The organism is Rhodococcus sp. NPDC059234 (assembly GCF_042754225.1).
Lineage (GTDB): Bacteria > Actinomycetota > Actinomycetes > Mycobacteriales > Mycobacteriaceae > Rhodococcus_G.
Map to the genome: position 1 here is coordinate 1 of NZ_JBHZAH010000030.1, position 12,715 is coordinate 12,715.

A 12,715-nucleotide genomic window follows, 5' to 3' on the forward strand; every position below is an offset into this window, starting at 1 on the left:
GACACGTCAACCGCGCACGGGCGCTGAGCGTCTAGGCGCTGCCGTTGAAGAGTGAGGTCACCGAGCCGTTCTCGAAGACCTCCTTGATGGTGCGCGCGAGCAACGGGGCGATCGAGAGGACGGTCAGCGTCGGGAAACGCTTCTCCTCGGGGATCGGCAGCGTGTTGGTCGCGATGACCTCCTTGGCGCCGCACGACGCGAGCCTCTCGGCTGCCGGGTGGGAGAAGATCCCGTGCGTGGTGGCGATGATCACGTCACCTGCACCGGCGTCCTTGAGCACCTTCACCGCGCCGGCGATCGTGCCGCCGGTGTCGATCATGTCGTCGATCAGCACGCAGGTGCGGCCGCTGACGTCACCGACGACCCGGTTCGACTTGACCTGGTTGGGGACCAGCGGGTCACGGGTCTTGTGCACGAACGCCAGCGGCGCGCCGTCGAGGGCGTCGGCCCACTTCTCGGCGACCTTGACTCGGCCGGCGTCGGGGGAGACGACGCAGATGTTGTCGGTGCCGTAGTTCTCCCGCACGTACTCGGCGAGCTGGCCCTGCGCGTGCATGTGGTCGACGGGGCCGTCGAAGAAGCCCTGGATCTGGTCGGTGTGCAGGTCGACGGTGATGATCCGGTCGGCGCCCGCGGTCTTGAGCAGGTCCGCGATCAGGCGGGCCGAGATGGGCTCACGGCCGCGGTGCTTCTTGTCTTGCCGGGCGTACGGGTAGAACGGCAGCACCGCGGTGATGCGCTTGGCGGACCCACGCTTGAGGGCGTCGATCATGATGAGCTGCTCCATCACCCACTGGTTCAGCGGCGCGGGGTGGCTCTGCAGGACGAAGGCGTCACTGCCGCGCACCGACTCCTCGAACCGGACGAAGATCTCGCCGTTCGCAAAGTCCGTGGCCGTCTGCGGGGTGACCTGGATGTCGAGTTCCTTGGCCACCTGCTCGGCCAGTTCGGGGTGGGCGCGACCGGAGAAGAGCATGAGGTTCTTCTGGTTGTCGATCCAATTCGCGGTCACTGCTCTTCGCCGTCCTTGTTCGTGTTCTCGTTGTCCTGCTGTGCCTGAGCGGCCGCCTCGGCGGCCGCGGTACCGGGTCGATTGCGCTCGACCCAGCCGTCAATATTGCGCTGCTTGCCCCCGGAGACGGCCAGCGCCCCCGGCGGGACGTCGAACCGCAGCACTGTCCCCGCGCCGGTGTACGCGCCGTCGCCGACCTGCACCGGTGCCACGAACATGGTGTCCGACCCGGTTCGCACGTGCGACCCCACCACGGTACGGCTCTTGTTGACGCCGTCGTAGTTGACGAACACGCTCGATGCGCCGATGTTGCTGTGGCAACCGATGCTCGCGTCACCGACGTACGTCAGGTGCGGGACCTTGGAGTGCTCGCCGATGTCGGAGTTCTTGACCTCGACGAACGCGCCGAGCTTGCCGCAGTCCCCGAGCACGGTGCCGGGGCGCAGGTACGTGTACGGCCCGACGGTCGCGCCGGCACCGATGCTCGCGCGGTCGGCGTGGGTCCGGATCACGGACGCCCCCGCCCCGACGACCACGTCGGTCAGGGTGCTGTCGGGTCCGACGACGGCGTCCTCGCCGATGGTCGTTCGGCCGTGCAGTTGCACACCGGGCTTGATCGTCACGTCCCGCGCGAGGGTCACGTCGACGTCGATCCACGTGCTGGACGGATCGACGACGGTGACGCCGGCGCGCATGTGCGTCTCGAGGATGCGGCGGTTCATCTCCCTCGCCAGATCCGACAGCTGCACCCGGTCGTTCGCGCCCGCGACCTTGGTGGCGTCCGTCAGCAGGGCGGCGTACACGTGCCTGCCGGCCAGCCGCGCGAGCTTGACCACGTCGGTGAGGTAGAGCTCACCCTGCGCGTTGGCGGTCTCGAGCTTGCCGAGCGCGTCGCGAAGCAGCACGGCGTCGAAGGCGTAGACGCCCGAATTGACCTCGCGGATCGCGACCTGGGCGGGGGTGGCGTCGACGTGTTCGACGATCTCGACGATCTCGCCCGCATCGTTGCGGACGATGCGGCCGTATCCGTTGGGATCCTCGGGCACGAAGGTCAGCACCGTCACCGCGGCGGGTGTGGGCTCGGCCATGTGCTCGTCGAGAAGGGCGTGCAGGGTGTGTCCGTCCAGCAGCGGGACGTCCGCGGAGGTGACGACCACGGTGCCCGCGAAGTCGTCGGGCAGCGCGGCCAGCCCGTGCGCGACCGCGTGACCGGTGCCGTTCTGCTCTTCCTGGACCGTGGTCGCAACCTTGACGCCCAGTTCGGCCGCGGCCTCGGCGACGGCCGATCCGACGGCCTCGCGTTCGTGACCGATCACGACGACCAGGTGGGTGGGGTCGAGCGCCGCGGCGGCGTGCAGGGAGTGGGCGAGCATCGTCCGCCCCGCGAGTGTGTGCAACACCTTCGGGGTCTTGGACCGCATTCGTGTCCCCGCGCCCGCGGCGAGGACGATCACGGCGGTCTCGACTGGCATGAAGCTCCTCGAAATCGACTGTCTGGGACGCTGCCGAGCGCAATGGTCGCTCGGCAAGCCTCGCTCCGCCGCCAGGACTCGAACCTGAACTATCTGAACCAAAATCAGAGGTGCTGCCATTACACTACGGCGGATTGCCGCACCTGCGGTTTCGTATCGATCCAGGTTGAGGCTCGTCCCAGCGCCGATCCGGCCCCGCTGTGCGCCCACGATCCTCGCACGCCGCCGGTCTTTCGTGCGAACCGCCTCGCCGGTGGCGAGACCGGCCGCAGATTAGTGTGGAACCCATGTCCCGACCACCGCAGGTGTCCGCCGACAAATCGCAGCCGTCCGGGTCGGCGAATTCGCAGGCGGCTGCGCCGATCAAGTCCCAGTCGGCTTTGCCGATCAAGTCCCAGTCGGCTTTGCCGATCAAGTCCCAGTCGGCTTTGCCGATCAAGTCACAGCGGACCCGGATGACCGGGACGCAGCGCCGCGAGCAGTTGATCGAGATCGGGCGCAGTGTTTTTGCCGAGCGCGGCTACGAGGCCGCGTCCATCGAGGAGATCTCCACCAGGGCCAACGTGTCCAAGCCCGTGGTCTACGAGCACTTCGGCGGTAAGGAGGGCCTCTATGCCGTCGTGGTGGACCGGGAGATGTCCACCCTGCTCCAGATGATCACGTCGTCGCTCACCCAGAACCGTTCCCGGGTGCGGGTCGAGCGGGTGGCCCTCGCGCTGCTGACCTACGTCGAGGAGCGGACCGAGGGCTTCCAGATTCTCGTCCGTGACTCTCCGATGGCGGCGAAGGAGGGCACCTACTCGAGCCTCCTCAACGAGGCCGTGTCGCAGGTCGGTCACATCCTCGCGGGTGACTTCTCCCGGCGCGGCTTCGATGCGGAACTGGCGACGCTGTACGCGCAGGCGCTGGTCGGGATGGTCGCGACCACCGCGACGTGGTGGCTCGACGAGCGCACCCCGTCGAAGGAGGTCGTCGCCGCACACCTGGTGAACCTGTGCTGGAACGGTCTGACAAACCTCGAGGCGGACCCGCAGCTCGGGGAGTAGGCGCGCGGTCCGGATTACGGCCATTAACCCGACGGGTGGTATGTTTTAGTCGCATTCTGGGCCTGGGGTGCTGTCGGCGGGAGGCGGTCGGATGGCGAGGCAGGAGCGCGCGGAGGTCACGCGGAACGCGGTCTTGCTCGCGGCGGCCCAGGTGTTCGCGCAGCACGGGTACGCCCAGGCGAACCTCAGCGAGATCATCGCCGAGTCGGGCGTGACGAAGGGCTCGCTGTACTTCCATTTCGCCTCCAAGGAGGACCTCGCCCGCGGCGTGATCGACGAGGGCAACCGCCGACTCGACGTGGCCTGCATGCCGCTCTCGGAACTCCGGGATCCCGCGTTGGAGATCATGATCGGGCTCTCGTACCTGGTGACCGACGTCGCCGCCGCCGATCCCATCGTCGCGGCCATGTTCCGCCTGCACCACGAGATCGGCGACCAGCGGGGGACCGGGGACAACGTCGTCGAGACGTGGCTGGGCTATCAGGTGGCGCTGACCGAACGGGCCGTCGCGGAGGGGGACATCACCGCGGACCCGGACAGTCGGGCGGTCGGAACCTTCATCTTCGAGACGCTGTTCGGTACTCGCGTGGTGGCCTACGCGACCGACGCCCTCGACGAGCTGCCGGCGCGAATGGAGCGGGTCTGGTACTACATCCTCCCGTCGTTGGTCGAGCCCTCGAAGATCGGCTACTTCCGCGAGTTCGCCGTGCGGCGCTCGCGGCGATGACCCAGACGGAGCGTGTCGGTGGTCCGGCCTAGAATCGACGTGGTCGTCGCTGCGGCGGCTGCATCCGTTCGGCGAGCCTGCTCGGGCCACCTGCTCGGGCTACTCGGCTGACTCGTCTACACACTCGCTCGTTTACGCAGGAGCATCGACGTTGCCTACTCCTTCCCAGCCCGCGCCGACCCCGTTGACGAACGAGCCGCTGCCGCTCGCCGGCGTCGCCCGCGTCGCGCTCGCCCACTCGGCCTTCGGAGCGGTGCGCGATGCTCTCGGGCGAGCCAGCCTCGACATCGTCGCCCCGAATCCGGCTCGCCCGTTCGTCGCGAGCGCCGTCGCCGAACAGGTCCAGCTGCTCCTGGTCACCGCCACCGGCCGCGAGGCCGACGACCTGACCGTCGAACTGCGCGAGATCCTCGGCGACTCGGTCGCCCAGTTCCCGTCCTGGGAGACGCTGCCGCACGAGCGGCTCTCACCCGGCGCGGACACGGTCGGGCGGCGGCTCGAGGTGCTGCGCCGGCTCGCGTACCCGGACAACGGCGACTACGGTCCGCCGCTGCGGGTGGTCGTGACCACCGTTCGCTCGCTGGTGCAGCCGATGGCGCCCGGCCTGGGGGAGATCGAGCCCGTCACACTGCGGGTGGGCACCGAGACCTCGTTCGACGGGCTGATCCAGCGGCTGGTCGAGATGGCGTACACCCGCGTCGACATGGTCGGCAAGCGTGGCGAGTTCGCAGTCCGCGGCGGCATCCTCGACGTGTTCTCGCCGACGGCCGACCACCCTGTGCGCGTGGAGTTCTGGGGCGACGAGGTGACCGAGCTGCGGGCCTTCTCGGTGGCCGACCAGCGGTCGCTGCCGGAACTGGAGATCACGACGCTGATCGCGCCGCCGTGCCGGGAACTGCTGCTCACCGAACGGGTACGGGACCGCGCGGCGGTGCTGGCTCAGGACAATCAGGCCGATGCCGCGCTCGTCGAGATGCTCGACAAGCTCTCCGCGGGTATCCCCGTCGAGGGCATGGAGGCCCTGCTACCGGTCCTCCTGGGTGGAGAGCTGGTGCTGCTGACCGACGTGCTGCCCGCGGGTACCCACGTGTTGCTGTGTGATCCGGAGAAGATTCGCACCCGCGCAACGGATCTGGTGCGCACCGGGCAGGAGTTCCTGGAGGCCTCGTGGACCGCGGCCTCGATCGGCGGCGCCGCGCCGCTCGACACCTCCGCACTCGACACCTCGGGCGTCGGCGGCGGCAAGGGTATCGACCTCGCGGCCTCCGCCTACCGCTCGCTGCGCCAGGTGCGCGAGAGCGCAGAGTCGAGCGGCCGGCCCTGGTGGACGATCAGCCCGCTCGCCTCGGGGAGCGAGGAGGAGCTGGTCCTCGACCTGCGCCCGGCGCCAGAGGTCCGCGGGTCCGACGAGCTGCTCGCCGAGCTGTTCGTGATGCTCCGCGCGCACGTGAGCACCGGCGGTCGGGCCGCGGTGGTGGTCGCGGGCTCGGGTACCGCGAACCGAGTGCTCGAGCGGCTGGGTGAGGCCGAGGTGCCCGCCGCTGCTCTCGCGCCGGGCGCCGAGCCGCTACGCGGCCAGGTGGAGGTGCTGTGCGGAAGCCTGCACGACGGTCTCGTCTTCCCCGCCGACGACACCGACGGGGCAGGAGCGGAGCCCGCGGAGCGACCAAATGTCGGCCTGGTGCTGATCTCCGAGTCGGACCTGACCGGCAATCGGGTGGCCGCGGCGGGGGACGGAAAGCGCCTGCCCGCCAAGCGTCGCAACCAGGTCGACCCGCTGGCGCTGGCCGCGGGGGACATGGTCGTGCACGATCAGCACGGTATCGGCCGGTTCGTCGAGATGGTGGAACGGACCATCGGCGGGGCGCGCCGGGAGTACCTGGTCATCGAGTACGCGGCGAGCAAGCGCGGCCATCCCGGTGACCGGCTGTTCGTCCCGATGGAGTCCCTCGACCAGCTCTCCCGCTACGTCGGCGGCGAGCTGCCCGCGCTGAGCAAGCTCGGTGGATCCGACTGGACCAACACGAAACGCAAGGCGCGCAAGGCGGTTCGCGAGATCGCCGGCGAACTGGTGCAGCTGTACGCCGCGCGGCAGGCCGCCCCGGGCCATGCGTTCGGGCCGGACACCCCGTGGCAGCAGGAGATGGAGGACGCGTTCGCGTTCACCGAGACCCAGGACCAGCTGACCGTGATCGGCGAGGTCAAGGCGGACATGGAGAAACCGGTCCCGATGGACCGAGTGGTGATCGGCGACGTCGGCTACGGCAAGACCGAGATCGCGGTGCGGGCCGCCTTCAAGGCCGTGCAGGACGGGAAGCAGGTCGCCGTTCTGGTTCCGACAACCCTTCTCGCGCAACAGCACCTGCAGACCTTCACCGAGCGGATGGCGTCGTTCCCGGTCAAGGTGCGCGGGCTGTCCCGGTTCACGGACGCGGGGGAGTCGAAGGAGATCATCGCGCAGCTGGCCGACGGTGAGGTCGACGTCGTGGTCGGCACCCACCGCCTGTTGCAGACCGGTGTCCGCTGGAAGGACCTCGGCCTGGTCGTCGTCGACGAGGAGCAGCGCTTCGGCGTCGAGCACAAGGAACACATCAAGGCGCTGCGTACCCACGTGGACGTGCTCACCATGTCCGCGACGCCGATTCCGCGCACCCTGGAGATGAGCATGGCCGGGATCCGCGAGATGTCGACCATCCTCACCCCGCCCGAGGAGCGGCACCCGATCCTCACCTACGTCGGTGCCTACGCCGACAAGCAGGTCGCCGCGGCCATCCGCCGCGAACTCCTGCGCGACGGCCAGGTGTTCTACGTGCACAACAGGGTCAGCTCGATCGACAAGGCCGCCAAGCGACTTCGTGAACTCGTACCCGAGGCGCGGGTGGTGGTCGCGCACGGTCAGATGAACGAGGAGACCCTCGAGAAGACGGTGCAGGGCTTCTGGGAGCGCGAGTTCGACGTGCTGGTGTGTACCACCATCATCGAGACCGGCCTGGACATCTCGAACGCCAACACCCTGATCGTGGAGCGCGCCGACTCGCTCGGGCTGTCCCAGCTGCACCAGCTGCGTGGCCGGGTCGGGCGCAGTCGCGAACGCGGCTACGCCTACTTCCTCTACCCGCCGGAGAAGCCGCTCACCGAGACCGCGTACGACCGGCTCGCGACCATCTCGCAGAACTCCGACCTCGGCGCCGGCATGGCCGTCGCCATGAAGGACCTCGAGATCCGCGGCGCCGGCAACGTGCTGGGGGCAGAGCAGTCCGGGCACGTGGCAGGGGTCGGCTTCGACCTGTACGTGCGCCTGGTCGGGGAGGCGGTCGAGGCCTACCGGGCGGTCGCGGACGGTCGACCGATCATCACCGACGAGGGCCCCAAGGAGGTGCGGATCGACCTTCCGGTGGACGCGCACATCCCGCCCGACTACGTCACCAGCGACCGGCTGCGCCTCGAGGCGTACCGCAAGCTCGCCGCCGCCACCGACGACGCCGCGATCGCCCTCGTCGTCGAAGAGCTGGTGGACCGCTACGGCCCGCTGCCCGAGGAGGTCGGCAGGCTGGTGTCGGTCGCCAAGTTGCGGTTGCTGTGCCGCGAGTACGAGATCGAGGAGGTGTCGGTCGCGGGCACCCAGATCAAGGTGGCCCCGATGCAGCTGCCCGACTCCAAGCAGTTGCGGCTCAAGCGCCTGTACTCGAGCGCACAGTACCGCGCGACCACCGGGATGGTGCAGATGCCGTTGCCTCGCACCGGGTCAGGTGGGGTCGGTGCCGACCGGGTCCGGGACGTGGAACTGTTGCAGTACATCGCCGATTTCCTGCTCGCGATGGACGGTAAGGCCGCGGGTGCGGTCGACGTGTCGGTGCCCGCAGTGAGTGCGGCAGGGTGAGCGCCGGCGAGGCGCGTCCCGGCGAGGCCCTGCTCCGGGCGGCCGAGGTGATGGACCGACTGTGGGGCTTCGGAGGCTGGGAGGTCACCCAGACCCACGCGAGCCTCACGCGCTATCTGGTCGAGGAGACCTACGAGGTCCTCGACGCCGTCGCGGACGGCGATCCGCAGCACCTGCGTGACGAACTCGGCGATCTGCTGCTGCAGGTGCTCTTCCACTCGCGGATCGCTTCCGCGGCAGGCGAGTTCGATGTCGACGACGTGGCGGACGCATTGGTCGCCAAGCTGACGCGCCGCAGCCCGCACCTGGCCGACGAGTGGACGGGCCCGGTGGACGTCGCCGAGCAGGAGCGTGCGTGGGAGCGGGCCAAGGCCGCAGAGCATTCCGGCCGGGCCGCGCGATCGGTCGCCGATCGGGTGGCCCGCAGTCAACCCCCGTGCGACCGTGCCGCCGAGCTGATCGCCCGGGCCCGCGACGCGGGACTTCCGGCGGATGCGGTATCCGCGGAGCTGACCGAGCGGCTCGCGCGCGCAGAGGCGGCACGGGCGGAGGTCGCTGCTGCGACGGACCGATTCGAGGCACGGTTGCGGGCCGCCGAGGTCGCGGCCCGCGCCGCGGGTGTCACCGCGATGACGTCGTCGGTGTGGCTGCGGTACCTCGGCGACGACTGATACCAGCCGCCCCGGGGTGCGCCGACCCTCCGGCCGGGTCGTGACACGCGATTCGTGCGCTCGCTGCGGCCCGGACGCCGGGTGGTCGGACGCGTCCGCGCGATACTGGGGTGCACGGTAGGTCGATCGCGGCGGGAGGATGTCGATGTACGACTACTGCGTCATCGGTGGGGGCATCGTCGGCGTCGCCACGGCCCGCGAGCTCCTGCGGCGACGACCGGGGTCGAGCCTGCTCCTGCTCGAGAAGGCAGACCGACTCGGATTCCACCAGACCGGCCACAACAGTGGCGTCATCCATTCGGGCATCTACTACCAGCCGGGCAGTCTCAAGGCCGAGCTGAGTCGGCGCGGAGCCGAACTGACCAAGGTGTTCGCAGCGGAGCACGGCATCCCGTTCGACGTGCGCGGCAAACTGCTGGTCGCGACCGATGCCGTCGAGCTCGCGAGAATGCAGGCGTTGTACGAGCGCTCGAAGACCAACGGACTCGACGTCGAGGTGCTCGATGCGACTGAGCTGCGGCGCCGGGAGCCCGCGGTGACGGGCAGCGGTGCGCTGTTCGTACCGACCACGGGAATCATCGACTATCGCCGGGTCACCGAGGTGTTGGCCGATCAGGTCCGCTCGGCCGGTGGTGAGATCCGCCTCGGGGTGGAGGTGGCGAGCATCACGGAGGTGGCGGACCGCGTGACGGTGGCAGGCCCGGCCGGCTCGTGGTCGGCCGGGCGCCTGGTCGTGTGCGCGGGACTGCAGGCGGATCGGATCGCCCGGCTCGCGAGGATCCGGACCGACTTCCGGATCGTGCCTTTCCGCGGCGAGTACTACCAGCTTCCGGTCCACCGATCGACGCTGGTGCATCACCTGATCTACCCGATTCCCGATCCTGACCTGCCCTTTCTCGGAGTGCACCTGAGCCCGACCGTCGACGGCACGCTCACGCTCGGTCCCAATGCAGTGCTCGGAACGGCCCGTGAGGGATATCGGAAATACAGTTTCGCCGGCCGCGACGTGTGGGACTACGCGAGGTTTCCCGGCTTCTACCGTGTTGCCCGCGCCAACGCGTCCACCGCGGTCGGCGAGCTGCGCGACTCGCTGTTCCGGCGCGGCTACCTGGCCCGTTGCCGGAAGTACTGTCCCGACCTGACCCTGGCAGACCTGCTGCCGCGGGAGGCAGGGATCCGGGCCCAGGCGGTGCTGCGGGACGGAACGCTCGTGCACGATTTCCTGATCGAGCAGACCCCGCGCTCGGTGCACGTGCTCAACGCTCCCTCCCCGGCGGCAACATCGGCGCTGCCGATCGCGGACACGATCGCCGGCCGGTTGCTGTCCGTGCCGTGACTCTGCCCGGCGAGGTGGCTACAGCGCGCCGAGCCCGGACTCGGTCGGCGCGACCGTGAATCCGTCGTGGTACAGGATGCCGGTGCCGGTGACGTTGGGGTCGCGGTAGTAGCCCTGTTTGAAGTACGTGGTGCTGCCCAGGGGTATCAGTGTGCGGACGTAGCAGCGGTCTTGACCTGCGCAGGGCGCGTCCGTGAAGGTCTGCCGGATGCCGTTGTGCCAGAGCTCGACGAATCCGACGCGATCATCGGTCGACCACTTGATGTGGATCTTGATGTCCTGCCACGAGCCCTGGGCGAGCCCCGTCCTCCACGGGACGTAGCTCGCGATGAACTGGCCCGGCGAAGTCTGGGCGTTGACCCGAAGTCCCCATTGCCCGTCGCCCACGTCCACGTACATCCCCAACGGCGGCGGGCCGTCGACTTCGCCGTGCCACTGTGAAACCAGTCCCCACCCCTGGCTCGCGTGGTTGGCGGGAAATGTCGTGCTGAACTGCGTACTCCACTGGTACCAGAGGTCGGCCCCCTCGCTGCCGCCGGTCTCGGGTCCACCCTGCACTTCTGCGCGTTCGCCACCGGGAACCGTCGCTGGCACGTCGCCGTCTCGCACCTCGAACCGAGCCGCGAAGCGGCCTTGTCGGCGGACCGCGCTCTGGACCTGAAGACTGTAGTGAGAGTTGTCGTACAGGCTGCAGGCGTCATTGATCGCGACCGATTGGCAGATCGGCCATTGGCTGAAGTTGCCGGTCTCGAAGTCGCCGGTGAAGAGCGGCGCGGGGAGGAAGGGTGGGGGTGCGGCCGCCGCGGGGGACAGTGACATCAGCACGCCGATCACGGCGGTCAGGGACGCCGCGACGACGGGGCGGCGTCGGGATGTGCGGGAATGGTTGGCACGTGTGGAAAGCAACGTCGGCCTCCGGCGATCGGGTGGGCTGTAGTCGTGCTCGCACTCACACGTTACGCCGCATCGCGCGCACAGTTCCCCACAGATTCAGTGGTGCGTGGCGGCGACGCTCGCCGTGATAGCCCACAGATCGTACTGACCGAGCCGACCGCGGGGGTCGACGTAGTCGTGCAGCGTTCCCTCCCTGACCATTCCGACTCGCGTCAGGATGTCGGCTGCGCGATCTTGGTCGGGCTCGATCGCCATGGAAACCCGATTCAATCCGAACGGACCGAACGCGTAATCGAGCAGGAGTTCGATCGTGACAGGTCCGACGTAGCGATCGCCCGGGCCTGAGTCCGCCCAGACGAACATTTCGGCGTTCCTGGCGAACATGTCCAGCCTGCAGAATCCGCAACGACCCGCGAACCTGTCGTCGACCTCGATCTCGAGAACGAGTGCGGTCCTGGTGTGGGGCTCGCGGTGCTCGCGAAGGTATTCGCGGAGCCAATGCACCGGAGTGTGCGGCCGGCCCCACGCGGCGGGGCGGGAGTCGCTGTCCAGGTGGAGCGCACCGGGATCCCGGGGGTGCATTTCTCGCCGCGCCGCGCTGTCGGACGGACTGCGGGTGTGTACGCGGAGTCCCGGCCGAGCCGGCGATTCGAGCTGCACGGGCGGTGTCCGCATCGGTCGGGCGGATCGTGGCCGCCGCAGTCTGCCCGCGTAGTACCCGGCGGTCGCGAGCAGCGCGCCCGCCGTTCGGGGAACCCCCAGTCCGTGCCGAGGGGTGTTCGGCTGGGGTACGCCCGACGAGGTCCGAGCCGAACCCGTCGAGTGCTCGTCCTCGTATCGTCCGATCCAACGCGTCGCGAATCCGTTCGGCGGAATGCAGTCCCTGGTGACGGCCCACAGGGCGTGATCCTTGTGCCTGCCTCCGACGTCGAGGTACTCGGCCATCACTGCTTCGCGCCGGTACCCGACCAGGGGAGCGCCCCGCGTGGCCGCGACGTTCTCGGTGCAGATGGGGGCGGTGACTCGCCGTAGCCCCAGGGTGTCGAATCCGTAGTCGAGGATCATCGTCACTGCCAGTCCGCCGATGCCGTGGCGAGCCACCTCGGTGTCGACCCAGATGCCCATCTCGGCGCTCCCCGTCCTCGGGTCGATGGAGCCCAGGTTGCACTGACCGGCGAATCGGCCGTCGACCTCGATGGCCATCGACAGGTCGCGACCGGCACGCGAACTCTCGCGTCGCGCCAAACACTCACGTACCCAGAGCTTCTCGGAGTGGCGCTCGTCCCAGTCGAGCGGGGACGTCTCCCAGAACGGCTCGATGGACTGCCGATCACGAAGTCGGATCCTCCGCCAGTCGGCGAAGTCTGCGAATTCGGGATGCCGGAGAACGAGTGTGTGCCCGAGCACCGTCCGTGGACCGAGGCGGGCGTGGGCCAAGCTTCGTGGGGCGCCCGATCGGGGGGACGATTGCGGCGACATTCAGCTCGACCTCTGCCCGGCCCGGGAGGCGCCCGGGGCATGATTGCCCCCATCGACCGAATCCGGAGAACTCGTCATCGCCGTGGCCTCGCTGCGAAATCACAGTGGACGGTCCGGGATCCATGATCGGGGGTCGGATCCCGCACGCAGTGATAAGTATCGGGCCTCGGTCTACCCTGATGCAATGGGTGGGCAACC

Annotated in this window: 9 protein-coding genes and 1 tRNA gene; 5 read left to right on the forward strand and 5 right to left on the reverse strand. The window is 68.9% G+C overall.

All coding sequences use genetic code 11. The annotated features are described in order from the left end of the window. Positions 1 to 31: 31 nt before the first annotated feature. From ACFXGJ_RS09315 to ACFXGJ_RS09325, 3 genes are all read right to left on the reverse strand, one after another. Positions 32 to 1,012, reverse strand: a complete 981-nt coding sequence (locus tag ACFXGJ_RS09315; RefSeq protein ID WP_378618066.1) for a ribose-phosphate diphosphokinase — start codon at positions 1,010 to 1,012, stop codon at positions 32 to 34. Further along, on the reverse strand, positions 1,009 to 2,484 hold the full coding sequence (gene glmU / locus ACFXGJ_RS09320) for a bifunctional UDP-N-acetylglucosamine diphosphorylase/glucosamine-1-phosphate N-acetyltransferase GlmU (protein WP_378618067.1): 1,476 nt from the start codon (positions 2,482 to 2,484) through the stop codon (positions 1,009 to 1,011). Before glmU ends, ACFXGJ_RS09315 begins: the two co-directional genes overlap by 4 nt. Before the next feature lie 63 nt (positions 2,485 to 2,547). Continuing rightward, positions 2,548 to 2,618: transfer RNA gene (locus tag ACFXGJ_RS09325), tRNA-Gln, on the reverse strand. A gap of 321 nt (positions 2,619 to 2,939) precedes the next feature. Between ACFXGJ_RS09325 and ACFXGJ_RS09330 the strand changes: the two genes are divergently transcribed. The 5 genes from ACFXGJ_RS09330 (at position 2,940) to lhgO (ending at position 10,144) form a co-directional block, all read left to right on the forward strand. After that, positions 2,940 to 3,530 (forward strand): TetR/AcrR family transcriptional regulator, encoded by a 591-nt coding sequence (locus tag ACFXGJ_RS09330; protein ID WP_378420533.1) that lies wholly within the window; start codon positions 2,940 to 2,942, stop codon positions 3,528 to 3,530. 91 nt (positions 3,531 to 3,621) lie between these two features. Continuing rightward, the gene (locus tag ACFXGJ_RS09335; RefSeq protein ID WP_378618068.1) at positions 3,622 to 4,257 is read left to right on the forward strand and encodes a ScbR family autoregulator-binding transcription factor; all 636 of its coding nucleotides are present in this window, start codon (positions 3,622 to 3,624) and stop codon (positions 4,255 to 4,257) included. Positions 4,258 to 4,441: 184 nt separating this feature from the next. After that, positions 4,442 to 8,137 carry a transcription-repair coupling factor gene (mfd, locus tag ACFXGJ_RS09340; protein WP_378618131.1) on the forward strand — a complete coding sequence of 1,232 codons (3,696 nt, stop codon included), beginning with the start codon at positions 4,442 to 4,444 and terminating at the stop codon, positions 8,135 to 8,137. Continuing rightward, positions 8,134 to 8,808 (forward strand): MazG nucleotide pyrophosphohydrolase domain-containing protein, encoded by a 675-nt coding sequence (locus ACFXGJ_RS09345; RefSeq protein WP_378618069.1) that lies wholly within the window; start codon positions 8,134 to 8,136, stop codon positions 8,806 to 8,808. The genes mfd and ACFXGJ_RS09345 overlap by 4 nt, the downstream gene beginning before the upstream one ends. A 145-nt stretch (positions 8,809 to 8,953) precedes the next feature. Then, positions 8,954 to 10,144, forward strand: coding sequence for an L-2-hydroxyglutarate oxidase (gene lhgO / locus ACFXGJ_RS09350; protein WP_378618070.1), 1,191 nt, complete (start codon positions 8,954 to 8,956; stop codon positions 10,142 to 10,144). A gap of 18 nt (positions 10,145 to 10,162) precedes the next feature. Here lhgO and ACFXGJ_RS09355 read toward each other — a convergent pair whose 3' ends face one another. Both ACFXGJ_RS09355 and ACFXGJ_RS09360 read right to left on the reverse strand, forming a co-directional pair. Then, the gene (locus ACFXGJ_RS09355; protein WP_378618071.1) at positions 10,163 to 10,978 is read right to left on the reverse strand and encodes a polysaccharide lyase; all 816 of its coding nucleotides are present in this window, start codon (positions 10,976 to 10,978) and stop codon (positions 10,163 to 10,165) included. Positions 10,979 to 11,134: 156 nt separating this feature from the next. Next, positions 11,135 to 12,517, reverse strand: a complete 1,383-nt coding sequence (locus ACFXGJ_RS09360; protein ID WP_378618072.1) for a GNAT family N-acetyltransferase — start codon at positions 12,515 to 12,517, stop codon at positions 11,135 to 11,137. Positions 12,518 to 12,715 lie beyond the last annotated feature (198 nt).

What these genes read in the sequence shown, in the direction of transcription:
- glmU (WP_378618067.1), bottom strand. Translation starts at nt 2,484, where the DNA reads ATGCCAGTCGAGACCGCCGTGATCGTCCTCGCCGCGGGCGCGGGGACA.
- ACFXGJ_RS09330 (WP_378420533.1), top strand. Translation starts at nt 2,940, where the DNA reads ATGACCGGGACGCAGCGCCGCGAGCAGTTGATCGAGATCGGGCGCAGT.
- ACFXGJ_RS09335 (WP_378618068.1), top strand. Translation starts at nt 3,622, where the DNA reads ATGGCGAGGCAGGAGCGCGCGGAGGTCACGCGGAACGCGGTCTTGCTC.
- lhgO (WP_378618070.1), top strand. Translation starts at nt 8,954, where the DNA reads ATGTACGACTACTGCGTCATCGGTGGGGGCATCGTCGGCGTCGCCACG.
- ACFXGJ_RS09360 (WP_378618072.1), bottom strand. Translation starts at nt 12,517, where the DNA reads ATGTCGCCGCAATCGTCCCCCCGATCGGGCGCCCCACGAAGCTTGGCC.